The organism is Klebsiella sp. K4, from assembly GCF_014596785.2.
Lineage (GTDB): Bacteria > Pseudomonadota > Gammaproteobacteria > Enterobacterales > Enterobacteriaceae > Klebsiella > Klebsiella pneumoniae.
This window is the reverse complement of sequence record NZ_CP115021.1, coordinates 3,105,687-3,130,604: the sequence shown is the minus strand read 5'-3', so window position 1 is coordinate 3,130,604 and position 24,918 is coordinate 3,105,687. Positions and strand designations below refer to the sequence as shown.

General features: G+C 56.4%; 23 protein-coding genes and 1 other annotated feature. Of the genes, 11 read left to right on the top strand and 12 right to left on the bottom strand.

From position 1 onward, the window contains the following. Positions 1-4: 4 nt before the first annotated feature. The 3 genes from trpCF to IB144_RS15645 are packed head-to-tail and all read right to left on the bottom strand — an operon-like array spanning position 5 to position 4,524. Positions 5-1,363 (bottom strand): bifunctional indole-3-glycerol-phosphate synthase TrpC/phosphoribosylanthranilate isomerase TrpF, encoded by a 1,359-nt coding sequence (gene trpCF / locus IB144_RS15655; RefSeq protein WP_040216357.1) that lies wholly within the window; start codon positions 1,361-1,363, stop codon positions 5-7. Between the two features lie 3 nt (positions 1,364-1,366). After that, positions 1,367-2,962 carry a bifunctional anthranilate synthase glutamate amidotransferase component TrpG/anthranilate phosphoribosyltransferase TrpD gene (gene trpD / locus IB144_RS15650; protein ID WP_004148109.1) on the bottom strand — a complete coding sequence of 532 codons (1,596 nt, stop codon included), beginning with the start codon at positions 2,960-2,962 and terminating at the stop codon, positions 1,367-1,369. Next, positions 2,962-4,524, bottom strand: coding sequence for an anthranilate synthase component 1 (locus IB144_RS15645; RefSeq protein WP_040216355.1), 1,563 nt, complete (start codon positions 4,522-4,524; stop codon positions 2,962-2,964). Before IB144_RS15645 ends, trpD begins: the two co-directional genes overlap by 1 nt. A gap of 33 nt (positions 4,525-4,557) precedes the next feature. Further along, positions 4,558-4,653, bottom strand: a sequence feature (Trp leader region). Positions 4,654-4,812: 159 nt separating this feature from the next. On the opposite strand from IB144_RS15645, the gene rnm reads away from it, so the two are divergent. Both rnm and IB144_RS15635 read left to right on the top strand, forming a co-directional pair. Further along, positions 4,813-5,676 carry an RNase AM gene (gene rnm, locus IB144_RS15640; RefSeq protein ID WP_002901735.1) on the top strand — a complete coding sequence of 288 codons (864 nt, stop codon included), beginning with the start codon at positions 4,813-4,815 and terminating at the stop codon, positions 5,674-5,676. 16 nt (positions 5,677-5,692) lie between these two features. Next, on the top strand, positions 5,693-6,313 hold the full coding sequence (locus IB144_RS15635) for an L-threonylcarbamoyladenylate synthase (RefSeq protein WP_002901738.1): 621 nt from the start codon (positions 5,693-5,695) through the stop codon (positions 6,311-6,313). Between the two features lie 21 nt (positions 6,314-6,334). Here the strand turns inward: IB144_RS15635 and IB144_RS15630 are convergent, their stop codons facing one another. Then, positions 6,335-7,243, bottom strand: coding sequence for a DMT family transporter (locus IB144_RS15630; RefSeq protein WP_046654389.1), 909 nt, complete (start codon positions 7,241-7,243; stop codon positions 6,335-6,337). A gap of 111 nt (positions 7,244-7,354) precedes the next feature. On the opposite strand from IB144_RS15630, the gene gcvA reads away from it, so the two are divergent. After that, a complete protein-coding gene (gcvA, locus tag IB144_RS15625; protein ID WP_040216353.1) occupies positions 7,355-8,251 on the top strand; it encodes a transcriptional regulator GcvA in 897 nt (298 codons plus the stop codon). A gap of 933 nt (positions 8,252-9,184) precedes the next feature. Here gcvA and IB144_RS15620 read toward each other — a convergent pair. The 4 genes from IB144_RS15620 to IB144_RS15605 form a co-directional block, all read right to left on the bottom strand. Further along, positions 9,185-9,514: a hypothetical protein gene (locus IB144_RS15620; RefSeq protein WP_223168830.1), complete on the bottom strand. Its 330-nt coding sequence runs from the start codon at positions 9,512-9,514 to the stop codon at positions 9,185-9,187. 5 nt (positions 9,515-9,519) lie between these two features. Beyond that, a complete protein-coding gene (locus IB144_RS15615; RefSeq protein ID WP_223168829.1) occupies positions 9,520-10,560 on the bottom strand; it encodes a PAAR domain-containing protein in 1,041 nt (346 codons plus the stop codon). Then, a complete protein-coding gene (locus tag IB144_RS15610) occupies positions 10,560-11,066 on the bottom strand; it encodes a PAAR domain-containing protein (protein WP_004190748.1) in 507 nt (168 codons plus the stop codon). The genes IB144_RS15615 and IB144_RS15610 overlap by 1 nt, the downstream gene beginning before the upstream one ends. A gap of 102 nt (positions 11,067-11,168) precedes the next feature. Next, on the bottom strand, positions 11,169-11,402 hold the full coding sequence (locus IB144_RS15605) for a hypothetical protein (RefSeq protein WP_071579624.1): 234 nt from the start codon (positions 11,400-11,402) through the stop codon (positions 11,169-11,171). Positions 11,403-11,549: 147 nt separating this feature from the next. Between IB144_RS15605 and rluB the strand changes: the two genes are divergently transcribed. Then, on the top strand, positions 11,550-12,452 hold the full coding sequence (gene rluB / locus IB144_RS15600; protein ID WP_002901746.1) for a 23S rRNA pseudouridine(2605) synthase RluB: 903 nt from the start codon (positions 11,550-11,552) through the stop codon (positions 12,450-12,452). Between the two features lie 60 nt (positions 12,453-12,512). Here rluB and cobO read toward each other — a convergent pair whose 3' ends face one another. Both cobO and IB144_RS15590 read right to left on the bottom strand, forming a co-directional pair. Beyond that, positions 12,513-13,103 (bottom strand): cob(I)yrinic acid a,c-diamide adenosyltransferase, encoded by a 591-nt coding sequence (gene cobO, locus IB144_RS15595; RefSeq protein ID WP_002901749.1) that lies wholly within the window; start codon positions 13,101-13,103, stop codon positions 12,513-12,515. Next, complete coding sequence (locus IB144_RS15590; protein WP_004196459.1) at positions 13,100-13,861, bottom strand: YciK family oxidoreductase; 762 nt, start codon at positions 13,859-13,861, stop codon at positions 13,100-13,102. The genes cobO and IB144_RS15590 overlap by 4 nt, the downstream gene beginning before the upstream one ends. On the opposite strand from IB144_RS15590, the gene IB144_RS15585 reads away from it, so the two are divergent. Continuing rightward, a complete protein-coding gene (locus IB144_RS15585; RefSeq protein WP_004148112.1) occupies positions 13,856-14,071 on the top strand; it encodes a hypothetical protein in 216 nt (71 codons plus the stop codon). The two genes, IB144_RS15590 and IB144_RS15585, sit on opposite strands and share 6 nt — an antisense overlap. A gap of 44 nt (positions 14,072-14,115) precedes the next feature. Continuing rightward, on the top strand, positions 14,116-15,162 hold the full coding sequence (sohB, locus tag IB144_RS15580; RefSeq protein WP_002901758.1) for a protease SohB: 1,047 nt from the start codon (positions 14,116-14,118) through the stop codon (positions 15,160-15,162). Positions 15,163-15,209: 47 nt separating this feature from the next. Here the strand turns inward: sohB and IB144_RS15575 are convergent, their stop codons facing one another. After that, on the bottom strand, positions 15,210-15,461 hold the full coding sequence (locus IB144_RS15575) for a YciN family protein (RefSeq protein ID WP_149358919.1): 252 nt from the start codon (positions 15,459-15,461) through the stop codon (positions 15,210-15,212). A gap of 406 nt (positions 15,462-15,867) precedes the next feature. Between IB144_RS15575 and topA the strand changes: the two genes are divergently transcribed. The 4 genes from topA to acnA all read left to right on the top strand — a co-directional run bounded on the left by topA (position 15,868) and on the right by acnA (position 23,259). Continuing rightward, positions 15,868-18,465, top strand: coding sequence for a type I DNA topoisomerase (gene topA, locus IB144_RS15570; RefSeq protein ID WP_002901763.1), 2,598 nt, complete (start codon positions 15,868-15,870; stop codon positions 18,463-18,465). Positions 18,466-18,810: 345 nt separating this feature from the next. Then, a complete protein-coding gene (gene cysB, locus IB144_RS15565) occupies positions 18,811-19,785 on the top strand; it encodes an HTH-type transcriptional regulator CysB (RefSeq protein ID WP_002901772.1) in 975 nt (324 codons plus the stop codon). Positions 19,786-20,030: 245 nt separating this feature from the next. After that, the gene (locus tag IB144_RS15560) at positions 20,031-20,198 is read left to right on the top strand and encodes a YmiA family putative membrane protein (RefSeq protein WP_002901776.1); all 168 of its coding nucleotides are present in this window, start codon (positions 20,031-20,033) and stop codon (positions 20,196-20,198) included. Between the two features lie 388 nt (positions 20,199-20,586). Beyond that, positions 20,587-23,259: an aconitate hydratase AcnA gene (acnA, locus tag IB144_RS15555; protein ID WP_004176472.1), complete on the top strand. Its 2,673-nt coding sequence runs from the start codon at positions 20,587-20,589 to the stop codon at positions 23,257-23,259. Between the two features lie 46 nt (positions 23,260-23,305). Here the strand turns inward: acnA and ribA are convergent, their stop codons facing one another. Further along, positions 23,306-23,908, bottom strand: coding sequence for a GTP cyclohydrolase II (gene ribA, locus IB144_RS15550; RefSeq protein WP_002901778.1), 603 nt, complete (start codon positions 23,906-23,908; stop codon positions 23,306-23,308). Positions 23,909-24,071: 163 nt separating this feature from the next. On the opposite strand from ribA, the gene pgpB reads away from it, so the two are divergent. Then, entirely contained in the window at positions 24,072-24,839 is a 768-nt protein-coding gene (gene pgpB, locus IB144_RS15545; RefSeq protein ID WP_002901779.1) for a phosphatidylglycerophosphatase B, read from the top strand. The last annotated feature ends 79 nt before the right edge of the window (positions 24,840-24,918 follow it).

Here is a 24,918-nt window from a genome sequence, read left to right as displayed (position 1 = left end):
CTCCTTAATATGCGCGCAGCGTCTGGAATACGGAGGCCAGCTTGCTGGCGTCTTTAATCCCGGGTTGCGACTCTACGCCTGAATTGAAATCGAGTCCGGCACAGCCGCTTTTGGCCGCTTCCACACAGTTATCGGCGCCGAGGCCGCCCGCCAGCATGACGTTGCGCAGATCCTGGCCCTGCAGCAGGCTCCAGTCAAAGCGCTGGCCGCTGCCGCCCTGGCCGTTGTCGAGCAGGTACTTGTCGACATGGCGGAGCGTACGGGCCGGGAAGGTTTCGCCGACGCTCAGCGCTTTCCAGATGCGGACGTTGTCCGCGAGAGCGTCGCGCAGCGCGTCGATATAGGCCTGGTCTTCATCACCGTGCAGCTGCACGGCGGCCAGCCCCAGAGCCTGCGCGCGGGCGACCACCTCCTCCAGCGGCGCATTGCGGAAGACGCCGACGTACTGCAGCGGCGCAGCGGCGATCACCGCTTTGGCCTGGGCGTCATTCACCGCTCGCGGCGAGGTCGGGACGAAGATCAGCCCACCGTAAATGGCGCCGGACTCCCAGGCCACCTGGGCATCCTGCGGGCGCGTCAGGCCGCACACTTTGTTCTCGCCGAGCAGCACGCGTTTAACCGCCGCTTCCAGATCCGCCTGCTCCATCAGCGCGGAGCCGATCAGGAAGCCGTTGGCGAAGTGGCTCAGCTCGCGCACTTCGGCATAGGTATGGATGCCGGATTCGCTGATCACCGTGACATCCGGGCCGAGACGCGACGCCAGCTGACGGGTGCGGTTAAGGTCAATCGACATATCGCGCAGGTCGCGGTTGTTAATGCCCACCACCTTCGCCTTCAGGGCGATGGCGCGCTCCAGTTCCTCTTCATTGCTGACTTCGGTGAGCACGCCCATATTCAGGCTGTGAGCCACCGCCGAGAGCTGACGATACTGTTCATCGTCGAGCACCGAGAGCATCAGCAGGCAGGCGTCGGCCTGATAGTAGCGCGCCAGGTAGATCTGGTAAGGGTCGATGGTGAAGTCCTTACACAGGATCGGCTGCGGCGCGACCTGGCTGACGATCGGCAGGAAATCGAAGCTGCCCTGGAAATATTTCTCATCACACAGCACCGAGATCGCCGAGGCGTAGTGCTTGTAGATGCTGGCGATCGCTGCCGGATCGAAATCCTCGCGAATCAACCCCTTCGACGGTGAGGCCTTCTTGCACTCGAGAATAAACGCGGTGCGGGTGCCGGCCAGCGCGTCATAGAAATTGCGCTGCGTCGGAACGATCTCATTTTGAAAACTGGCTAACGGTTGTTGTTGTTTGCGGGCTTCCACCCAAATCGCTTTGTCGGCAACGATTCTTGCTAAAACGGTTTGCATTCTTTACCCTCTTGCCGCTAAGGCGGTCACTCTGTCATAGGCCGCGCCGCTGTGCAGCACATCCAGTACCTGCTGAGCGTTAGCTTTCAGATCTTCATGCCCGTGTAAACGCATCAACATGGCGACGTTGGCGGCGACGGCGGCTTCGTGAGCGGCTTCACCTTTACCTTGTAGCAAGCGCGTCAGAATGTCACGGTTTTCTTCCGGGGTGCCGCCCGCCAGCTGCGCCTGATGGTAAGGCGTCAGGCCGAAGTCGTCGGCGGTCAGCTGATAGCTTTTAATTTCCCCGTTATGCAGTTCGGCCACCACCGTAGGCGCATGCAGTGAAACTTCATCCATCCCACCGCTGTGCACCACCGCCGCGCGCTGATAACCCAGCACGCGCAGGGTCTCGGCGATCGGCAGCACCAGTTCCGGGCTGTAGACGCCAATCAGCGCCAGCGGCGGATGCGCCGGGTTGATCAGCGGCCCCAGCACGTTGAACAGGGTGCGGGTCTTCAGCTGCTGACGGACCGGCATCGCGTGGCGGAAACCGGTGTGGTACTTCGGCGCGAACAGGAAGCAGACGCCCAGCTCATCAAGCGCGGCGCGGGATTTATCGGCGTTCATATCGAGATTAATGCCGAAGGCCGCCAGCAGGTCAGAAGAGCCTGATTTACTGGAGACGCTGCGGTTGCCGTGTTTCGCCACTTTTAACCCGCAGGCCGCAGCGACAAAGGCGCTGGCGGTGGAGATATTGATGCTGTTGCTGCCGTCGCCACCGGTGCCAACGATGTCGGCAAACAGGTAGTCCGGGCGCGGGAACGGCGCGGCGTTTTCCAGCAGCGCGGTAGCGGCGCCGGCAATTTCCTGCGGCTGCTCGCCGCGCACTTTCATGCTGACCAGCGCGGCGGCCAGTTGCTCAGGCTTCACTTCGCCGCGCACGACGGCGGAGAACAGCTGGTGGCTCTCCTGCTGGCTCAGGGTTTCCGCCTGGTACAGTTTCTCAAGGATCGGCTGGAGGGTGTTGGTATGCTCCAGCTTCTGCAGCGCCCAGGCCAGGGTCTGCTCCAGCAGTCGCGCGCCCTGGGTGGTGAGGATCGATTCCGGGTGGAACTGGAAGCCGCACACCCGATCCGCATCGTGACGCACCGCCATCACCATACCGTTGAAATTGGCGTTAATCGTCAGCCCGGCGGGAATATTGCTGCCGACCAGCGAGTGGTAGCGCGCCACCGGCAGCGGGTTAGCCAGACCGGCAAACATCGCCTGGCCGTCGTGCTCAATGCTGGAGGCTTTGCCATGAAGGATCTCCCCCGCCTGGCCGACATAGCCGCCGTAGGCTTCGACAATGGCCTGGTGGCCGAGGCAGATGCCGATGATCGGCAGCTTGCCGCGCATACGGGTCAGTAGCTCCGGCATGCAGCCGGCTTCGCTTGGCGTACCCGGGCCCGGGGAGAGCATCAGCACCGGGTTGTCCATGGTGCCCAGACGCTCAATCAGCGCCTGCGCCGGAACGGAGTTGCGATAAATCACTACGTTATGGCCGTTGGCGCGCAGCTGGTCTGCCAGGTTATAGGTAAAGGAATCGATATTATCGAGCAGCAGAATGTCAGCCATCAGAAAATCTCCTTCGCGTGATGGGCCTGGGCAATGGCGCGCAGCACCGCGCGGGCTTTATTTCGGGTCTCATCCGCTTCCGACTGGGGAACCGAGTCGAGCACAATGCCGGCTCCGGCCTGGACGGTAGCGATACCCTCCTGCACGTAGGCGGAACGGATGACGATGCAGGTGTCGAGGTCGCCGTGGGCGGTGAAATAGCCCACCGCGCCGCCGTAGCTGCCGCGGCGTTTACCTTCGGCGGCGGCAATCAGCTGCATGGCGCGGACCTTCGGCGCGCCGCTGAGGGTGCCCATATTCATGCAGGCGCGATAGGCGTGGAGGACGTCGAGATCCTGACGCAATTCGCCTACTACACGGGAGACCAGATGCATCACGAAGGAGTAGCGGTCAACCTTGGTTAAATCAGCGACATAGCGGCTGCCCGGGGTGCAGATGCGCGCCAGGTCATTACGCGCCAGGTCCACCAGCATCAGGTGTTCGGAAAGCTCTTTATGATCGGTGCGCATTTCCAGCTCGATGCGGCTGTCGAGGTCGCGATCCAGCGAGCCGTCGGCGCGGCGGCCGCGTGGCCGGGTGCCGGCGATGGGGTAGATCTCAATCTGACGGCTGACGGCATCATACTTCAGCGAGCTTTCCGGCGAGGCGCCGAACAGGGTGAAATCATTGTCCTGCATAAAGAACATGTACGGGCTGGGGTTGCTCTTCTTCAGCACATCATAAGCGGCCAGCGGCGATGGGCAGGGCAGCGAGAAGCGGCGGGAAGGAACCACCTGGAAGATTTCCCCGGCGCGGATCGCGCGCTGCATTTTGCGCACCACCGCGCCGTACTCTTCATCGCTCTGGTCAACGTCGCAGCGCATTTCGGCCACGGTGGTAACCGGTAGCGGCGCCGGCGGCTCGTTCAGCTGCTGACGCAGCTGGCTCAGGCGCTGCTCCAGGCGCTGTTTTTCACTCTCCAGCGGGGTGAACAGGCTGGCCTGAATGCGGGTATGCTTGGTCTGATGGTCGATGACCAGCAGGGTTTCCGCCAGATAGAAGCAGTAGTCCGGGCAGGCGGTGTCGCTTTGCAACTGGGGAAGATCTTCAAAACCGGCCACCAGGTCATAGGCGAACAGGCCGCCGAAGAACATCGCTTCGCGCTCGTTGTCCGGAACGCTCACCAGCTCCTGCAGGAGACGGAAGGCGTCAAACACCGACAGTGAGCAGAGACGGGCGTCTTCATCGAGCAGGGCGCTGACGGCCGGGAAGGTCAGGGTGCGGCCGTTGGGCTGGCGCTGATTGTTGATCCCGGAGGGCAGCGCGCCGTCCAGTAGTTCCAGCAGCGCCGCGCCGTTGGCGGAGAGGGCCTGAATAGTGACAGTGTCACCAAGGGCCGTAATGCGCAGCGCGCTATCGACCAGCAGCAGGCTTTTTAAGTCATCTTTGCTGTCGATGTCAGCGGATTCCAGCAGCAGCGTCGCCGGACGGGCGCCGCACAGTTGGTGGAATAACGCCGTCGGGTTCTCCCGGTAGATGGCGTCGCTGGTGAGAAGCTCGAGTGCCGGTTTGGATGTTTGCATTATTGTTCTCGCCTGTTCGTATTATTTTTGTCCAATAAAAAGCCCGCTCATTGGCGGGCCGGGTATCTGTATGCTGAATGCAAAACGCGATCACGCCGCCCGTCGTCAGGAGGTGCGCCACCAGCTGTGCAGAGTGATAAAGTGCATTTTCATCGTGATACCCCTTCATGTGAACTTGCGTACTAGTTAACTAGTTCAATGGAATAAAGTCAACCCTTGTTTGCAGATTTTCTCTGCCTGTCGGTATGATAATGCGCTTATTTACGTTGATGTCCAGCAGGAGTCCTTTTGAGCGACAGCCAATACGCAGTGATTTACGATCTGCACAGCCATACCACCGCCTCTGACGGGCGGCTGACTCCGCAGGAACTGGTCCATCGCGCCCATGAGATGCGCGTCGGCACCCTGGCGATCACCGACCATGACAGCGTGGCGGCGATCCCGGCGGCCCGGGAGGAGATCGCCCGCGCCGGATTACCCTTGACCCTGGTGAACGGCGTCGAGATTTCCACCCTCTGGGAGAATCACGAGATTCATATTGTGGGTCTGAATATTGATATTGCGCACCCAACGATGACCGCCCTGCTGGAGGAGCAGAAAGCGCGGCGCCAGCAGCGCGGTCAGATGATTGCCGAGCGCCTGGAGAAGGCGCGGATCCCCGGCGCCTGGGAAGGGGCGCTGCGACTGGCGGACGGTGGCGCCGTCACCCGCGGCCATTTTGCCCGTTTTCTGGTGGAGGCCGGCCATGCGAAAAACATGGCGGAAGTCTTCAAAAAATACCTTGCCCGCGGGAAAACCGGTTACGTGCCGCCGCAGTGGTGTACAATAAAACAAGCGATTGATGTGATTCATCATTCTGGCGGCAAGGCGGTGATTGCCCATCCCGGGCGCTACGATCTCTCCGCCAAGTGGTTGAAGCGGCTGTTGGCCCACTTTAGCGAGCAGGGCGGTGATGCCATGGAAGTGGCCCAGTGTCAGCAGGCGCCCCATGAACGCGCCCAGCTGGCCACCCTGGCCGTGCAGTTTGGTCTTCTGGCGTCGCAGGGATCCGATTTTCATCAGCCCTGCGCGTGGATCGAACTTGGCCGTAAGCTCTGGCTTCCTGCCGGCGTGGAAGGCGTCTGGCACAGTTGGGAAGCGGCCGCCGAATAAAAATTGAGAGGGAAGTATGAGCCAGTTTTTTTATATCCATCCGGATAACCCGCAGGCGCGGTTGATTAACCAGGCGGTGGAGATTGTGCGTAAGGGCGGGGTAATCGTTTATCCTACCGACTCCGGCTACGCGCTGGGCTGCAAAATTGAAGACAAGGGGGCGATGGAGCGGATCTGCCGCATTCGTCAGCTGCCGGACGGCCACAACTTTACCCTGATGTGCCGCGATCTGTCCGAGCTGTCAACCTACGCTTTTGTGGATAATGTGGCGTTTCGCCTGATGAAAAACAACACGCCGGGCAACTATACCTTTATCCTTAAGGGGACCAAAGAGGTGCCGCGTCGGCTGCTGCAGGAGAAGCGTAAAACCATCGGCATGCGCGTCCCGTCTAACCCCATCGCTCAGGCGTTGCTCGAGACCTTAGGCGAGCCGATGCTCTCCACGTCGCTGATGCTGCCCGGCAGCGACTTTACCGAATCCGACCCGGAAGAGATCAAAGATCGTCTGGAGAAAGTGGTGGACCTCATCATTCACGGCGGTTTCCTTGGGCAGCAGCCGACCACGGTTATCGATCTCACTGAAGACACCCCGGTGGTGCTGCGCGAAGGCGTCGGCGACGTGAGGCCGTTTCTCTAAGGCTATCTGCCGGGCGGTGCATCATGCGCCGTCCGGTACCCCGCGTTTTCGCCCCGACGGCACGATAATCATCCATAGCGCTACACAAACCAGCAGCGCGCCGAGAATCAATCCTTCCTCCACTGTCTCTCCGAGGCAGAGATAGCCCCACAGCGCCGCAAAAGGTGGGATCAAAAAGGTCACCGACAGCGAACGCAGCGGCCCTATATCTGCAATCAAGCGGAAGTAGAGAATATACCCTGCCGCCGTGCAGACCACGCCCAGCATGACTATCGCTATCCACGGCAGACTCTGCCGCCAGTCTACGGCTGGCCCATACCAGCAGGACCAGAGAAAGAAAGGAAACAGAAACAGCGTGGCGCCGACCTGGCTACCCAGCGCGACGCGTTCAGCCTCGAGGCCGCCTCGCTGCTGGATCCAGCGGCGGGTCAGAAAGCCGGCCAGACCGTAACAGGCGGTCGCGGTCAGGCAGGCGCCAATCCCCGGCAGCAGCAGGGCGGCGCTAAGGCCAGATGTCGGGCGCGCGATCACCGCCACACCAATGGCGCCCAGTATCGCGCCGCCGCCTTTGCGCAGGGTTAACGGTTCTGCAAAGCATAACGCGCCGATCAGCACCCCCATCATCGGCGCCGTGGCGTTAAGCGTGGCGGAGTACCCTGCCGGCAGCCATTGCGCGGCAAGGCAGTACATGAGAAAAGGAAGGCCTGAATTAATGACCCCCAGATGCAGAGTGGATGTGAATTTTCCCTGATACCCGCTCCATTTACCCTGCACGCCGAGTAACAGACCGAGCGCGATAGCGGCGAACAGTACGCGAAGAAAAGCGCTGTTCAACGCCCCGAAGGCCGGGGTGGTGATGCGCATAAACAAAAAGCTGGCGCCCCAGAGGGCGGCGAGCAGCAGCAGGCGGCCATAGTCGATAACACGCATGATTGACTCCTTGTAGTCACGAAGGAAGTCAACTGTAGAACCCACGTGCAGCGTGCGACAAACGCGTTATGCTTACATGATTAAGTTTTTCTTAACTGAGGTTCCATACCCATGAAACTCCCGCCGCTGAATGCGTTGCGCTGCTTTGAGGCGGCGGCGCGGCTGCTCAGCCTGAAGCTGGCCGCCAGTGAGCTTTGCGTCACGCCCAGCGCTGTCAGCCAGCAGATTGCCCGCCTTGAGGAGACGCTGAATGTCCCGCTATTTATCCGTACTCCGCGACGGTTACAGTTAACGGCGGTGGGAGAGATCTACCTGCGGGCCGTTCAGCCGGCGTTTCATCAGATAGCCGCCGCCACCCAGCGCCTGCAGGTGCCCCCGGGACCAGAAAAGGTAGCTATCAGCTGTACCAGCGGCTTCGCCATTCAGTGGCTGCTGCCGCGGCTGGCTGATTTTGAACGACGCTATCCGCAGATAGAGATCCAGATCGGCACCACCAACCGGCGAGTGGATTTGCTGAGTGAAGGGATCGATTTTGCCGTGCGTCATGGTGTCGGCGGCTGGCCGGAACTGCAGGCTTACCGCCTGCTGGATGACGATCTGATGCCGGTCTGTAGCCCGCAACTGATTGCTCCGCGCCGGACGCTCACCGATGAGAGCGATCTACTACAGTATCCGCTGCTGCACGATGAACATCGTGAAGACTGGGCGCTGTGGTGTGAGGCCGTGGGGCTGGCGCCGCACTTCGCGCGGCGTGGGCCGGTGTTCACTGATTCCAACGGCGTGACGGAGGCGGCGTTCGCCGGTATGGGGATGGCGTTGCTGCGACGCTCATTCATAGCGCCTGCGCTGACGCAGGGGCGGCTGGTTAATCCTCTGGCGCAGCCCATCGCCTGTCCGCTGGCCTATCATCTGGTTTACCACGAGACCGCGCTGCTGGCGCCTGCCAACCGCTGTTTTCGCGACTGGCTGCTTGGCCAGCGCCCGGCCGTTGCTGAGGAGCGCGCGTAGTGAGGGGGGGCGCTGTCCGATAAAGATCTGTATGCGTGAATGGGCACAGGAGAATGAGGAAAATCTGTTCCATACTAAAGACGGGGCGCGGCGAACAGAAGCTTTCCCGACGAAGTTTTTCTTTTTACAGCGTACAGGTCGCGGAGAAGCGCTTTTTGTTGATAAATGAGAGCACCGTAACAGCTATACCGCAGATGAGGCTTAATCTTCCTAACCCGCAGATGATCAGTTCTGCTGAATTAATCATTTATCGACCCAAAGACAGATACCACCAATTAGTAGAGCAATAAAACCTACCAATGAACACAACAATTCGGCGATAAACCAGTATTTGATGTTTGCAGGTAGCTCCCGTATATAATCGACATCATCATTTTTTCTCTGAATAGACTTTTTGCCAAAGATCAATATGAGGGATCGCTATGCGCTAATTGCATACGTTTCCCTTATCCTCAGTTTCTTATGTAATTGATGATACTGATTGGGAGTGAATAAAATAGCCAAGTTTTGCTCTTGGCTATTTATTTCAATTAAATGAATGATGGCAAATAGAAAACTGATAACATCATGAATAAAAAAATAATACCGACCGCGGAAAATCGTACTTTTACACGTAACCAATCGGTATACTGATTAGGAAGTTCTTTAATGAATCGAATTTGTTCATTATCCATTCCTCGCGTATGAAATGAGTTTTCTTTAAAGTATAATGCTTTAATAAAAAATGCATCACGCATAAACGAGAAAAAGAACCCCCCATCCTGATAAATTAAAGCCTCTGCTGGTCTTGCGCCAAATTTTTCAACAAATAGCGAACAGAGAGTAATGAATTTATTTTTCGAAATGCGATCGTAAATAATTGAAATAACCCCCGTAAGTATTAGGCATAGACACAATACCAATCCAATCGAGTTACGATGCATAATTATAAAATTAATTACCGAAAGTTTCATACAGCTGCTCTCCACCCCATTCACCGAATGCGCCACCTGCACTACTACCGACATAGCCTAAACCAGCCCCAGCAATCACAGAGCAAGCAAGCCCTCCGACACCAGCAGTACCAACACCGATAGCGATACAAAGAGGTATTGCTAAATAGCCACCAGCAACACCAACCCCCGTACCTACAGCAAAGCTACCAATCTCAGTATACTTTTTCTTGGTACATTCAGCTTCGCGACCAACAGAACAAGCCTCATTTATTTCATTTAGTGAATGCAGTCCGCTAAAACCAATGCCTAAATAACCAGTGTAACGCATTGCTTTTACGTATTTAGCTGCCCGTTCGATGTGGGTAGCATAGCCTTCAATGTCACTGATCCCCGTTTCATTCCATTTGTGGGTAATAGAACTGCTGGATAGGCCAAGTGCTTTTTTATTTTTGTATACTCTCCGAATTTCATAGCCTTATTCAGGAATCTGACTTTAAGTATTGATTCAAGCTCTTTAAACAACTGGCTACGTTGAACGTAAAATTGTTCTCCTATCAACGAGCCTCTCGTTATGTAGGTATTCTTATACGTTTCTTGAATCTCTCTGAGTATTTTTTCGATACTCTCAAAGTATTTTCCAACAGGATCAGCAGCAAGGCCAATTCCTGTATCAGCGTAGCTGGTGAAATTAGCTATGGTTGCGTAGTGTTTGTGCAGCAAGTTAGCTTCCTGGATTGTCAGCGGTTCTAACGCCGCATCAACTCGCGCTTTCGCGGCTTTCATGTGGGCAATCTGCTCGTCGTCCTGTTTCTCTGGATCAACCAGAAGCATAATCGAACCAGCTTTGTATCTTTCATCCGGGCCGTTCAGAATAGAGAATAGCTCTTTTGCCCCTGCTGGTGGGTTTTCAGTGAATAACAGGCGTTGCCACGCTTCCGTAGTACCGCCATAAGTGATAACGGCAAAACCTGCATCTATACCTGTTTTCTTTTTTGCTGTTTGGGCGTTCTGTTCCGGTTCTGACTCAATCGGCCCTGGAAGTTCAGGCATCTTGACGAGGTGAGGTAGATCAGTGTGCGTTACCGTTGCTTCTCCACCAAGTTCGTAATCATCATCCCAGTTTGAATTGATGAATTTGGATTTACAGGGGCAGGAGCTATAACTGTGTAGTGTTCCGGCAATCCTTTTGCCGTGTATGTCATCATCAAGCCCACCACAAATACGGTAAAGCCCTGGATGTTTACCACAAGTTACTTTATGCCCTTCACAGGACATATCTCTGTCAAAATGCTGGTGGTCGCTCCATCCTTCAGTGATAACGCCACCACATCGTGTCTTATCACCTCTGAATAAATAGTATCCCTTAACGCCCATCAGTGCTTACTCCCTGACACGGTCAAGAATCCTTCCGGGAGTTCGCGGCCTTCACGAAAAACCAGTTTGCTGCACGATTGTGGGGTAGAGATTATTTCATCACCATTATCAAGCATACTGCCAACGAGTGCAGCGGATGCGCCCTGCATGATTCGGGCCTTGCCAGCACCGGAAATAATAGTGGACTCGCTGCCATCAGCATATACAACCTTGTCACCTACCCGAGCAACTTGTAATCCTCCGGTAGTCGCACCGCCTGAAGCATGGCGAATGACTCCACCGCGACGGGTCAGACTTCCAACGACTGCAAACCGGAAAATGTGAGCTAACGGGCGGCTTAGATGCTGTTTTTTAATTTCCTCAAGTTCTTTCCGGGTTTTGTCATCGCAGAGTGACAAAAGCTCTTCGTCGTAAGGCGGTTGTGATTGGGCCTCATTAATTTCGGGTGTGATTTCGTTGGTATATTGCTGCATAAGTCCCTCTGCTTGTTGTGAATTAATCTTCATACGTAATTCATTGTACAAATAACACCCATGTGCCGGAAGTTGTTTTTCATAAAAATGAAACTGCGTTTTAAAATATTTATTTTGTGAATGTTATGGCGCGATTCATTTACTATCGACTATGTCGAAGTTTTTGCTGTACGGGCAATGCTGCGACTCCGTGACGAAGGTAAATGTGTAGATACTGTTGGAGTAGACACACAGCGTTTTCCCGTTCGCTGTGCTTGACTGTTCCGGATTGCTCATCGTTATACGTCCAAGTTCAGAAAGACTCAGGCGCACAAAACTTGTTGAATCATTTAGTCTAAAATTCGTGTAGTATGTGCGCCCACGAATCATTGTGTGACAGCTTGTGTGATACGTTGTTTGCCATGCTGTGTGCCATGAAATATTTACAGATCAGTGAGTTAAGTTGAGTTTTAGGCTAACTCGTTGTTTTTGAAAGCATACCAGACGCCTGGGAAGGCGACACCTTAAGGAAGCTCAATGAGCGAGAAACTGCAAAAAGTGCTGGCCCGCGCCGGCCACGGCTCCCGCCGTGAAATTGAAGCGAAAATCGAAGCTGGCCGCGTCAGCGTCGACGGCAAAATCGCCACCCTCGGCGATCGTGTGGAAATTGTCCCTGGTTTAAAAATTCGTATCGATGGTCATCTGATCTCGGTGAAAGAGTCTGCCGAGCAGATCTGCCGCGTGCTGGCTTACTATAAGCCGGAAGGCGAGCTGTGCACCCGTAACGATCCGGAAGGACGCCCGACGGTGTTTGATCGTCTGCCTAAACTGCGCGGCGCGCGCTGGATTGCCGTTGGTCGTCTGGACGTGAATACCTGCGGCCTGCTGCTGTTCACCACCGATGGCGAACTGGCCAACCGCCTGATGCACCCGAGCCGTGAAGTCGAGCGTGAGTACGCCGTTCGCGTTTTCGGCCAGGTGGATGATGATAAGCTGCGCCAGCTGTCGCGCGGCGTACAGTTAGAAGATGGTCCGGCAGCGTTTAAAACTATCAAATTCACCGGCGGCGAAGGGATTAACCAGTGGTATAACGTTACCCTGACCGAAGGGCGTAACCGCGAAGTGCGTCGCCTGTGGGAAGCGGTCGGCGTGCAGGTCAGCCGTCTGATCCGCGTGCGCTACGGCGATATTCTGCTGCCGAAAGGCCTGCCGCGCGGCGGCTATACCGAGCTGGACCTGGCGCAGACCAACTACCTGCGCGAGCTGGTGGAGCTCACGCCGGAAACCAGCTCTAAGGTTGCCGTCGAGAAAGACCGTCGGCGGTTGAAAGCCAATCAGATCCGTCGGGCGGTGAAGCGTCACAGCCAGACCAGCGCTAATCCGCGCCAGGGTAACAACAGCAACCGTCGTTCCAGTACTCGCAATAAGACTAACGGTTAATGTTATGCGTTCCGGTGACTTGCCGCCGGAACGCGTACTTCCTTCCGCGCTATCAGGCCCTCAGTAGTCTATCCCCATCTGCGCTTTAATCCCGGCATCAAATGCATGCTTGACCGGACGCAGTTCGCTGACGGTATCGGCCAGTTCAATAATATCGCGATGACAGCCGCGGCCGGTGATGATTACCGACTGATGGGCAGGGCGCTCACGCAGGGCGCTCAGCACCGACTCCAGCGGCAGGTAATCATACGCCACCATGTAGGTCAGCTCGTCCAGCAGCACCAGATCGAGCTGGTCGTCAGCGAGCATACGGCGGGCATGCTCCCAGACCGCCAGGCAGGCGGCGGTGTCGCTGTCGCGATCCTGGGTGTTCCAGGTGAAGCCGGTGGCCATCACCTGAAATTCGACGCCGTGAGGCTCCAGCAGATTACGCTCGCCGTTAGGCCAGGTCCCCTTGATAAACTGGATCACGCCGACTTTTTTGCCATGGCCGACTGCGCGGGTCGCGGTGCCAAAGGCGGCGGTGGTTTTGCCTTTGCCGTTGCCGGTAAAGACCATCACAATGCCGCGCTCGTCCTGGGCCGCCGCCACCCGGGCGTCAACTTTATCTTTCAGCCGCTGCTGGCGTTCGCGGTAGCGTTCATCACTCATTGGGCAATTCCTGGTTTACGTCCCGGTTGGGCGTCGAAGGTCATTCCCGTCTTGCGACGACTGTCGTCACCCATCAGCCACAGATAGACGGGCATAATGTCAGCGGGGGTTTTCAGTTTCAGCGGATCTTCCGTCGGGAACGCGCTGGCGCGCATTCCGGTGCGAGTGCCGCCGGGGTTGATACAGTTTACCCGCAGGTGGCGGCTTTGATACTCGTCGGCCAGCACCTGCATCATCCCTTCGGTGGCGAATTTGGAAACGGCATAGGCGCCCCAGTTGGCGCGGCCCTGACGACCGACGCTGGATGAGGTGAAGACCAGCGAGCCCGATTCCGAACGGAGTAATAAAGGAAGAAGCGCCTGGGTCAGCATAAAGGTGCCATTAACGTTCACCTGCATCACCTGCTGCCAGACCTCCGGCTTCTGCTCTTCCATTGGGCAGATGTCGCCGAGCAGGCCGGCGTTATGCAGCACGCCGTCAAGGCGGGGATAGTGCATGCTGATCTGCTGCGCCAGCTGCTGGCACGCCTGGGGCGTACAGGTGAGCAGGTCGAGGGTAAACCAGCGAGGGGGAATTCCACCCTCACGCTCAATCTCCTGGGCGACGGTGCGCAGTTTGTCGTCGTTGCGACCCAGCAGGATAACGCTGGCGCTATAGCGCGCGTAGGTCAGGGCCGCTTCACGACCAATCCCGTCGCTGGCCCCGGTGACCAGGATGATGCGATCTTTCAGCAAGTGACGTTGTGGTTGATAATGCACGGCAACTCCTTGGGCGATCGGTTCCCGATCGCGCTTCATCTTTGGTATCTCACTTTTGCGCTGTTATGCCTGAAAGCGCCCGCCATTGCAATCGGCGAAGCGGAAAGTATTCACAAAATTAATATCTTGCAACGATTTCAGCCGCGCGAAAAAAAACGGAATCCGCTGCGCAGAGAACACAAAGCACAAAGACTTCTCGCCAGCGGCTGAGGTACACTGTGCAGCAACGTCAGTGCTTTACACAAGGTGAAAACGTGGAATTACTTGCTCAGTACGGCTTATTTTTAGCCAAGATCGCGACGGTTGTCGTCGCCATCGCGGTGATTGCCGCTATTATCGTCAACCTCGCTCAGCGCAAGAAGCAGCGCGGCGAGCTGCGGGTGACCAATCTTAGCGAGCATTATAAAGAGATGAAGGAATCGCTGGCGGTGGCGCTGCTGGACGGCCCGCAGCAGAAGCAGTGGCATAAGGCGCAGAAGAAAAAGCAAAAACAAGAGGCGAAGGCGGCCAAAGCGCGGGCGAAGCTGGGTAATGCCGAGCCGGAAGGCAAGCCGCGCGCCTGGGTGCTGGATTTCAAAGGCAGTATGGATGCTCATGAGGTCAATAGCCTGCGGGAAGAGATCACCGCGGTACTGGCGGCGGCGAAAGCGCGCGATCAGGTGGTGATTCGCCTGGAAAGCCCCGGCGGGGTGGTGCACGGCTACGGTCTGGCCGCCTCTCAGCTGCAGCGTTTGCGCGACAAGCAGATCCCGCTGACGGTGGCGGTCGACAAAGTGGCGGCCAGCGGCGGCTATATGATGGCCTGCGTGGCGAACAAAATTGTCTCGGCGCCGTTTGCGATCCTCGGCTCTATTGGCGTGGTGGCGCAGATCCCGAACCTGCACCGCTTCCTGAAGAATAAAGATATCGATATTGAACTGCACACCGCCGGGCAGTACAAACGAACGCTCACCATGCTGGGCGAAAATACCGAGGAAGGGCGGCGCAAGTTCCGCGAGGATCTCAATGAGACACATCATTTGTTCAAGGATTTCGTCCACCGGATGCGTCCGGGACTTGATATTGAGCAGGTGGCCACCGGCGAACACTGGTACGGAGTGCAGGCGCTGGAAAAAGGTCTGGTGGATGCGGTTGAAACCAGCGATGAGCTGCTGCTGGGGCTGATGGAGAGCCACGAGGTGATCGGGGTACGTTATCAACAGCGTAAGAAGATGCTCGACCGCTTTACCGGTAGCGCGGCGGAGAGCGCCGATCGGCTTCTGCTGCGCTGGTGGCAGCGCGGTCAGAAACCGCTGATGTAAATAACATAACGCGAGGCCTGGGCCTCGCGTTATTGTTTTCACTGGTCTTAATCGACCAGGTGGTACTTGTCCGACAGCTCGTGAGCAAGATACTTAAACATGTTAAATACCGCTGTACTCTTCGGCGTCGGTAGTCCCTGCTCATCAAGGTAAAACTCACCGCTAAACACCAGGACATTGTTGCGCTGAACGACGTCGGTGGCTTCGATACCGGCTAACGTATTCTCATGTTCGCGAATAAGTTTGTTGGCTTTTTCGAGCAGCGTCTGGCGATCGATTGGTTGGGTTGTACCTTGCATAACGGACTCCTCTTTTTCTCCGCGCGTAGTTTACGCCGCGCGGCGGCGTGGGGCAAATTTTCCATGCATAAATCAGGGGTAATGGTAACCAGTGGAGAAACAGCCGTTTACTGGCGGGATTTGCTTTTGCATGCTAATAAAGTTGCGTAACGAATTTTATCAGGTACAGTGTGACGCTTTCGGCGATCTGGCAACAGATTTGCTTGACATTCGGCCAAAAATTCTTCGTGCTATGTCACCTGACGAGAAAAAGTCAGCAAACTCAAGCGCCTGGTTTTACGGAGATGAAACGGGTGTTCAGGGTTGATATTCACCGACGGTGCCGCAACATATGAGGCAGTCGCCAGTGGAGGGTGTATGAATGTGCGATGTATTCCTGGATGAATCAAATTAGGTAAAGGTGAATATGGGTAAAGCTCTCGTTATCGTTGAGTCCCCGGCAAAAGCCAAAACGATCAATAAGTATCTGGGTAATGACTACGTGGTGAAATCCAGCGTCGGTCATATCCGCGATTTGCCGACCAGTGGATCAGCTTCCAAAAAGAGCGCCGACTCTACCGCCACCAAAGGGGCTAAAAAGCCTAAAAAGGACGAACGTAGTGCTCTGGTTAACCGTATGGGCGTGGACCCATGGCATGACTGGAATGCGCACTATGAAGTACTTCCGGGTAAAGAAAAGGTAGTTTCAGAACTCAAACAGTTGGCGGAAAAAGCTGACCACATCTATCTCGCAACCGACCTTGACCGCGAAGGGGAAGCCATTGCCTGGCACCTGCGGGAAGTCATCGGCGGCGATGAACAGCGTTACAGCCGCGTGGTGTTCAATGAGATCACCAAAAACGCTATTCGTCAGGCCTTTGAAAAGCCGGGCGAACTGAATATCGATCGGGTTAACGCCCAGCAGGCGCGTCGTTTTATGGACCGCGTGGTGGGCTATATGGTTTCGCCGCTGCTGTGGAAAAAAATCGCCCGTGGTCTTTCTGCCGGGCGCGTGCAGTCCGTCGCGGTCCGCCTGGTGGTGGAGCGTGAACGTGAAATTAAAGCGTTCGTCCCGGAAGAGTACTGGGAAGTCGACGCCAGCACCACCACGCCGGGCGGTGACGCCCTGCCGCTGCAGGTGACCCATAAGGATGATAAGCCGTTCCGTCCGGTCAGCCGTGATGAGACCATGGCGGCGGTATCGCTGCTGGAAAAAGCCAGCTACAGCGTACTGGAGCGTGAAGATAAGCCGACCAGCAGCAAGCCGGGCGCGCCGTTCATCACCTCCACCCTGCAGCAGGCGGCCAGCACCCGTCTGGGCTTCGGCGTGAAAAAGACCATGATGATGGCTCAGCGACTCTATGAGGCAGGGCACATCACCTATATGCGTACCGACTCCACCAACCTGAGTCAGGACGCGCTGAACATGGTTCGCGGCTACATCAGCGACAAATTTGGCAAAAAATATCTGCCGGATAGCGCGAACCAGTACGCCAGCAAAGAAAACTCGCAGGAAGCGCACGAAGCGATTCGTCCGTCTGATGTGAACGTGCTGGCGGAAACGCTGAAAGATATGGAAGCGGATGCGCAGAAGCTTTATCAGCTGATCTGGCGCCAGTTTGTCGCCTGTCAGATGACGCCGGCGCAGTACGACTCCACCACGCTGACCGTGGCTGCGGGTGATTTCAAACTGAAAGCGCGCGGTCGCACTTTACGTTTCGACGGCTGGACAAAAGTCATGCCGGCGCTGCGCAAGGGCGATGAAGACCGAACGCTGCCGCTGGTCAAACAGGGCGACCGCCTGAGCCTGGTGGAGCTGACGCCTGCGCAGCACTTTACCAAGCCGCCGGCGCGTTTCAGCGAGGCCTCGCTGGTGAAAGAGCTGGAAAAACGCGGGATTGGCCGTCCGTCGACCTACGCGTCGATCATTTCGACCATTCAGGATCGCGGCTACGTGCGGGTGGAAAATCGTCGTTTTTACGCCGAAAAAATGGGCGAGATCGTTACCGACCGGCTGGAAGAAAACTTCCGCGATCTGATGAACTACGATTTTACCGCGCAGATGGAGGATCGCCTCGACCAGGTTGCGAACCACCAGGCCGAGTGGAAAGAGGTGCTGAACCACTTCTTCGGCGATTTTACCACCCAGCTGGCGACGGCAGAGAAAGATCCGGAAGAGGGCGGCATGCAGCCGAACCCGATGGTGCTCACCAGCATCGACTGCCCGACCTGCGGCCGTAAAATGGGGATCCGTACCGCCAGCACCGGCGTTTTCCTCGGCTGTTCGGGCTATGCCTTGCCGCCGAAAGAGCGGTGCAAAACCACCATCAACCTGGTGCCGGAGAACGAAGTCCTCAACGTGCTGGAAGGCGATGACGCGGAAACCAACGCGCTGCGCGCCAAACGTCGCTGCCAGAAGTGTGGGACGGCGATGGACAGCTACCTTATCGATCCTAAGCGTAAGCTGCATGTCTGTGGTAATAACCCGACCTGCGACGGCTACGAGATTGAAGAGGGCGAATTCCGCATCAAGGGCTATGACGGCCCGGTGGTGGAGTGCGAGAAGTGCGGGTCTGAAATGCACCTGAAAATGGGGCGTTTCGGTAAGTACATGGCCTGTACCAACGACGAGTGTAAGAACACGCGTAAGATCCTGCGCAATGGCGAAGTGGCTCCGCCGAAGGAAGATCCGGTGCCGCTGCCGGAGCTGCCGTGTGAGAAGTCTGACGCCTACTTTGTGCTGCGCGACGGGGCGGCGGGCGTCTTCCTGGCGGCCAACACCTTCCCGAAATCACGGGAAACGCGTGCGCCGCTGGTGGAGGAGCTGTACCGCTTCCGCGATCGTCTGCCGGAAAAACTGCGTTATCTCGCCGATGCGCCGCAGCAGGATCCGGAAGGCAATAAAACGCTGGTACGCTTTAGCCGTAAAACCAAGCAGCAGTACGTGGCGTCCGAAAAAGAGGGCAAAGCGACCGGCTGGTCAGCTTTCTTTATCGACGGTAAGTGGACGGAAGCCAAAAAGTAATGGCGTTCGTTCGGGCAGGAAAAGCGCGCTTTTCCTGCTCAGGCGACCGGCAGAGAGAGTGCATTTCTCTGCCGTGTCGTCTTCCCCTCTTTGCGTTAATTTCCTCCCCTTATAACCACCTATATTATTTTTCGTTAGCGTCTATACAGTGTTGATATAAATGATATAGTGGTTATAGTTAATGCCTTTTTTATTATTAAAACGTCTTATACATCATCGCTTTCAGGATGCATTGCGGCGCCACTATGGCCAACTGCCGGGAGCCCAGGGCCTTCATCGGCGACAAGTTGCCTGAACGTAAAGTGTATTAAGCGGCTTCATTTTACGCGCAAACGGATATCAGCCATGAAACTACAACAGCTTCGCTACATCGTTGAGGTGGTTAACCATAACCTGAATGTTTCATCCACCGCCGAAGGGCTCTATACCTCCCAGCCGGGTATCAGTAAGCAGGTCCGCATGCTGGAGGATGAGCTGGGCATTCAGATCTTTGCCCGCAGCGGTAAACACTTAACCCAGGTGACGCCGGCCGGGCAGGAGATCATCCGCATCGCCCGCGAAGTGCTGTCGAAAGTCGATGCCATCAAATCTGTCGCCGGAGAGCATACCTGGCCTGACAAAGGGTCTCTTTACGTCGCCACCACCCATACCCAGGCGCGCTATGCGTTACCGGGAGTGATCAAGGGGTTTATTGAACGCTACCCGCGGGTGTCGCTGCATATGCATCAGGGCTCGCCGACTCAGATTGCGGAGGCTGTGTCGAAAGGCAATGCCGATTTCGCCATCGCCACCGAGGCGCTGCATCTGTATGACGATCTGGTGATGCTGCCATGCTATCACTGGAACCGGTCGATTGTAGTGACCCCCGAGCATCCTCTGGCCACCAAGGGCTCGGTGTCCATAGAGGAACTGGCCCAGTATCCACTGGTAACCTATACCTTTGGTTTTACCGGCCGCTCCGAACTGGATACCGCGTTTAACCGTGCGGGCCTGACGCCGCGCATTGTTTTTACCGCCACCGATGCCGACGTCATCAAAACCTATGTTCGCCTGGGGCTGGGGGTAGGGGTAATCGCCAGCATGGCGGTGGATCCGGTCTCTGACCCGGATCTGGTGAAGCTGGATGCGAACGGTATTTTCAGCCACAGCACCACTAAGATAGGTTTCCGCCGTAGCACCTTCTTACGAAGCTACATGTATGATTTTATTCAACGTTTTGCTCCCCATTTGACCAGGGACGTGGTAGATACCGCGGTGGCTTTACGCTCGAATGAAGATATTGAAGCGATGTTCAAAGATATAAAACTTCCGGAAAAATAACCCTGAAAATAATAATGGCACTCCCTGCGAGGAGTGCCATTAACTATGATGGACTGTATTTAACAACTTAAACCTCGAACCAATCACAAAATTAATAATTTTTGGCAACACGTTTTTCATTATGCCCGCCGCGATCAAATAACCGGTTAAATATATTCCATCAGGCCTAAATTCGCTGGATTAATCTTTTATCCATAATTAAGATTTATCTGTACCTGATGATTTGAGCAATTGGTGGTGACAATATGATAAGTAATATCGATTACATGAAACTGGCGATGTCATACGAGAATGACAAAACCGAAATCGATCCCGTTCTGCGTAGTCGCGTATGGGGCGTAGTGTTGGTAGGGTTGGCGATGTTCTGGAGCATCATCGCGCTCACCATCTGCAACATCTGGATTGTCAGCTAAAGCTGTAGGTCATCGTTGTAGATACATGTCATTTTTATGACAGTGAAAGGAAACTGTAATATAAAATCAGTGACCGGCAATACAGGGAGAATATATTTTGCCGCTGGATTCATCCAACCTGAAATCACTCACCAGAGCTAATCACTGCCAGCTGGCCGATTAGCTCTTTTTTTGTCCTCGTGTACTAATACAATATCGGCATACGCCCTCTTTGCACTATTTTGGTGCTATTTCGCCTGCTCTCGGATAATTCCCGTTTCCTCTCTCTCTGTCTCATCGTATTTAGCAATTTGGGTTGTTATCAAAGTGTTATGCTCAGTATGTGTTATCTTTAATGGAGACCCTGAGGAGAATCAGGGTATGCCATCCCTGAGATAAAGGAGGAGCTATGTCGTCAACCCTACGAGAAGCCAGTAAGGACACGCTGCAGGTCAACGATAAAACCTGGCATTACTACAGTCTGCCGTTGGCGGAGAAGCAGCTGGGCGAGATCAGTCGACTGCCCAAGTCGCTGAAGGTGCTGATGGAGAACCTGCTGCGCTGGCAGGACGGTGACTCGGTAACTGAAGAAGATATTCGCGCCCTGGCCGGCTGGCTGCAACAGGCCCATGCCGACCGGGAAATCGCCTACCGTCCGGCACGCGTCCTGATGCAGGACTTTACCGGCGTGCCGGCGGTAGTGGATCTGGCCGCCATGCGCGAGGCGGTGAAACGCCTTGGCGGCGATACGGCGAAGGTTAATCCGCTATCGCCGGTTGACCTGGTGATCGACCACTCGGTGACCGTTGACCGCTTCGGCGACGACGAGGCCTTCGAAGACAACGTCCGCCTGGAAATGGAGCGGAACCACGAACGCTACGCTTTTCTGCGCTGGGGGCAGCAGGCCTTCAGCCGCTTCAGCGTGGTGCCGCCGGGCACCGGTATTTGCCACCAGGTGAACCTGGAATACCTCGGCCGGGCGGTCTGGAGCGAGGAGGTGAACGGCCAGTGGATGGCGTGGCCGGATACGCTGGTGGGCACCGACTCCCATACCACCATGATTAATGGTCTTGGCGTGCTGGGCTGGGGCGTGGGCGGGATTGAAGCGGAAGCCGCTATGCTGGGCCAGCCGGTGTCAATGCTGATCCCCGATGTTGTGGGCTTTAAGCTCAGCGGCAAACTGCGCGAAGGCATCACCGCCACTGACCTGGTACTGACGGTTACCCAAATGCTGCGTCAGCATGGCGTCGTCGGCAAGTTTGTTGAATTCTACGGTGACGGCCTGGATACCTTACCCCTTGCCGACAGGGCGACCATCGCCAATATGGCGCCGGAGTATGGCGCCACCTGTGGCTTTTTCCCTATCGATGACGTAACGCTCAGCTATATGCGTCTCAGCGGCCGTAGCGAAGAACAGGTCGCGCTGGTGGAAGCCTACGCTAAAGCCCAGGGCATGTGGCGCCAGCCTGGCGATGAGCCGGTCTTTACCAGTACCCTGGCGCTGGATATGAGCAGCGTCGAAGCGAGCCTCGCCGGGCCGAAGCGACCGCAGGATCGCGTGGCGCTGGGCGATGTTCCGAAAGCCTTCGCCGCCAGCGGCGAGCTGGAGGTTAACCACCTTCAGCGTCAGCGTCAGCCGGTTGACTATACGCTGAACGGGCATCACTATTCGCTACCGGATGGCGCGGTGGCTATTGCAGCGATTACCTCCTGCACCAATACCTCTAACCCCAGCGTGTTGATGGCCGCCGGCCTGCTGGCGAAAAAAGCCGTCGAACGCGGCCTGCAGCCGCAGCCGTGGGTGAAAGCTTCCCTGGCCCCAGGCTCGAAAGTGGTGTCGGATTATCTGGCCCATGCCGGCCTGACGCCTTACCTCGACCAGCTCGGCTTCAATCTGGTGGGATATGGTTGCACCACCTGTATCGGTAACTCCGGTCCATTGCCTGAACCTATCGAAGAAGCGATCAAAAAAGGCGATCTGACCGTCGGGGCAGTGCTCTCCGGTAACCGTAACTTCGAAGGGCGTATTCATCCGCTGGTGAAAACCAACTGGCTGGCCTCGCCGCCGTTGGTGGTCGCCTATGCGCTGGCGGGGAACATGAATATCGACCTCACCCGCGAGCCGTTGGGACAGGGCAAGAATGGCGAGCCGGTCTATCTGAAAGATATCTGGCCGAGCGGGGAGGAGATTGCCCGCGCGGTGGAACAGGTCTCCACCGAGATGTTCCGCAAAGAGTACGCGGAAGTGTTTTCCGGCACTGAGGAGTGGAAGGCGATCAAGGTGGAGGCGTCAGATACCTACGACTGGCAGGAGGACTCGACCTATATTCGCTTGTCGCCGTTCTTTGACGAGATGGGCGCCGAGCCGCTGCCGGTAGAGGATATTCGCGGCGCGCGGATCCTCGCCATGCTGGGCGACTCAGTCACCACGGACCACATTTCGCCGGCGGGGAGCATCAAAGCCGATAGTCCGGCAGGCCGCTATCTGCAGGAGCATGGGGTTGCCCGGCGCGACTTTAACTCCTATGGTTCCCGTCGCGGTAACCATGAGGTGATGATGCGTGGCACCTTCGCCAATATCCGCATTCGTAACGAAATGGTCCCAGGGGTGGAAGGGGGCATGACCCGCCATCTGCCGGATCCTGAACCGATGGCGATCTACGATGCGGCGATGCTGTACAAGGCTGAGGGCACACCGCTGGCGGTGATTGCCGGTAAGGAGTATGGCTCAGGTTCCAGCCGTGACTGGGCGGCGAAGGGGCCGCGCCTGCTGGGGATTCGGGTAGTGATCGCCGAGTCCTTCGAGCGTATCCACCGTTCCAACCTGATCGGAATGGGCATTTTGCCGCTGGAGTTCCCGCAGGGCGTCACCCGCAAAACGCTGCGGTTGACCGGAGAAGAGCGGATTGATATCAGTAATCTGCAGTCGCTTCAGCCTGGCGCTACGGTGCCGGTGACCCTGACTCGCGCTGACGGCTCGCAGGAAGCGATCCCTTGTCGGTGCCGTATCGACACGGCGACCGAACTCACCTACTACCGCAACGACGGCATCCTGCACTACGTTATTCGTAATATGCTGTGAAACAAAGGGCCAGCATCGCTGGCCCTTTTTCGGTTATTCCACCGGTTTATTCCGTCGGCTTGCTGTTCAGCAGATGGCCCATCTTGGCGGCTTTGGTGTCCAGATAGTGAGCGTTTTTCGGGTTACGCCCGACGATCAGCGGCACCCGCTCCACAATGTTGATCCCGGCTTCGGTAAGAATTTCCACTTTTTTCGGGTTATTGGTTAATAACCGCACCTGCTCAACGTTGAGCAATTTGAACATGTCGGCGCACAAGGTGAAATCGCGCTCATCGGCGGCGAAGCCAAGCTGATGGTTCGCTTCGACAGTGTCGTAGCCCTGATCCTGCAGCGCGTAGGCGCGGATCTTATTCAATAAACCAATGTTGCGTCCTTCCTGGCGGTGATAGAGCAGGATCCCCCGACCTTCTTCAGCGATATGCGACAGAGCCGCTTCCAGTTGAAAGCCGCAATCACAGCGCAGGCTAAACAGGGCATCGCCCGTCAAACACTCTGAATGTACGCGGGCGAGGACCGGCGACTGCCCTGATATATCGCCATATACCAGCGCGACATGATCCTGTCCGGTTGCCAGTTCTTCAAAACCCACCATCAGGAAATCGCCCCAGGGGGTTGGCAGTTTGGCTTCTGCCACACGTTTAAGCTGCATGTGATTCTCCAGATTTTGTCAGCACCTGACTGTGCTTTCTGTTTCCCGCTATTTTGCCACAACGCCTGGACGTTCTCCTAATCGCGAACGGTTAGCCGTGTGGAAAGCGCACAAACGATCTACTTTCCGCTATGATGTTCATCTACAAGGAGAAGGAGAGAAAATGCTGTTGATAGCCCGACGAACTGCTCTCGCGGCGGCGCTGCTGCTGGTTATGCCCCTCACGGTCTGGCTTTCCGGGTGGCTGTGGCAGCCTGGACTGCCGGTTGCCATGTTGAAAAGCCTGTGGTGGGTGACGGAAACGGTGACCCAGCCGTGGGGAATTATCACTCATGTCGTGCTTTGCGGCTGGTTCCTCTGGTGTCTGCGCTTTCGCCTGCGCGCGGCGTTGATCCTGTTCCTTATCCTTGCCGCCGCTATCCTGGCGGGACAGGGGGCGAAATCCTGGGTCAAGGCGCGGGTCCAGGAGCCGAGACCGTTCGTCATCTGGCTGGAAAACACAAGGCAGGTGCCGGTGACGCAATTCTACGCGTTAAAGCGTAAAGAACGCGCTAAACTGGTGCATGAACAGCTGGCGCAGGCGCAGGACATTCCGTCATTTTTACGCAAACACTGGCAGAAGGAGACGGGGTTTGCTTTCCCGTCAGGTCACACCATGTTTGCCGCCAGCTGGGCGTTACTCGCTGCGGGGCTGCTGTGGCCGCGTCGCCGCTGGGGCACAATCGCGGTGCTGCTGGTGTGGGCGACGGCGGTGATGGGCAGTCGCCTGGCGCTGGGCATGCACTGGCCGCTGGATCTCATCGTCGCCACGCTGATCTCCTGGCTGCTGGTCACGGTGGCCTGCTGGCTGACGCAGCGCCTTTGTGGGCCGCTCTCGCCGCCCGGAGAAGAGGCGCAGGATATTAAAAAACGGATGCCTGAAGCGGAATAATGTTGATTTTAGCGGCATCCGACCGCATATCCTGAAGAGTTGCCATGCTTTTTCATTCCACCGCTGCGGCGAAAATGAT

Coding starts and splice junctions, on each gene's coding strand:
- IB144_RS15560 (WP_002901776.1), top strand. CDS start 20,031: ATGATAAGTAATATCGATTACATGAAACTGGCGATGTCATACGAGAAT.
- cobO (WP_002901749.1), bottom strand. CDS start 13,103: ATGAGTGATGAACGCTACCGCGAACGCCAGCAGCGGCTGAAAGATAAA.
- gcvA (WP_040216353.1), top strand. CDS start 7,355: ATGAAACTCCCGCCGCTGAATGCGTTGCGCTGCTTTGAGGCGGCGGCG.
- IB144_RS15610 (WP_004190748.1), bottom strand. CDS start 11,066: ATGAAGATTAATTCACAACAAGCAGAGGGACTTATGCAGCAATATACC.
- trpD (WP_004148109.1), bottom strand. CDS start 2,962: ATGGCTGACATTCTGCTGCTCGATAATATCGATTCCTTTACCTATAAC.
- IB144_RS15635 (WP_002901738.1), top strand. CDS start 5,693: ATGAGCCAGTTTTTTTATATCCATCCGGATAACCCGCAGGCGCGGTTG.
- IB144_RS15630 (WP_046654389.1), bottom strand. CDS start 7,243: ATGCGTGTTATCGACTATGGCCGCCTGCTGCTGCTCGCCGCCCTCTGG.
- IB144_RS15585 (WP_004148112.1), top strand. CDS start 13,856: ATGCACGGCAACTCCTTGGGCGATCGGTTCCCGATCGCGCTTCATCTT.
- cysB (WP_002901772.1), top strand. CDS start 18,811: ATGAAACTACAACAGCTTCGCTACATCGTTGAGGTGGTTAACCATAAC.
- IB144_RS15615 (WP_223168829.1), bottom strand. CDS start 10,560: ATGGGCGTTAAGGGATACTATTTATTCAGAGGTGATAAGACACGATGT.
- ribA (WP_002901778.1), bottom strand. CDS start 23,908: ATGCAGCTTAAACGTGTGGCAGAAGCCAAACTGCCAACCCCCTGGGGC.
- rluB (WP_002901746.1), top strand. CDS start 11,550: ATGAGCGAGAAACTGCAAAAAGTGCTGGCCCGCGCCGGCCACGGCTCC.
- IB144_RS15605 (WP_071579624.1), bottom strand. CDS start 11,402: ATGATTCGTGGGCGCACATACTACACGAATTTTAGACTAAATGATTCA.
- trpCF (WP_040216357.1), bottom strand. CDS start 1,363: ATGCAAACCGTTTTAGCAAGAATCGTTGCCGACAAAGCGATTTGGGTG.
- IB144_RS15620 (WP_223168830.1), bottom strand. CDS start 9,514: ATGCGTTACACTGGTTATTTAGGCATTGGTTTTAGCGGACTGCATTCA.
- pgpB (WP_002901779.1), top strand. CDS start 24,072: ATGCTGTTGATAGCCCGACGAACTGCTCTCGCGGCGGCGCTGCTGCTG.
- topA (WP_002901763.1), top strand. CDS start 15,868: ATGGGTAAAGCTCTCGTTATCGTTGAGTCCCCGGCAAAAGCCAAAACG.
- IB144_RS15645 (WP_040216355.1), bottom strand. CDS start 4,524: ATGCAAACATCCAAACCGGCACTCGAGCTTCTCACCAGCGACGCCATC.
- IB144_RS15575 (WP_149358919.1), bottom strand. CDS start 15,461: ATGCAAGGTACAACCCAACCAATCGATCGCCAGACGCTGCTCGAAAAA.
- acnA (WP_004176472.1), top strand. CDS start 20,587: ATGTCGTCAACCCTACGAGAAGCCAGTAAGGACACGCTGCAGGTCAAC.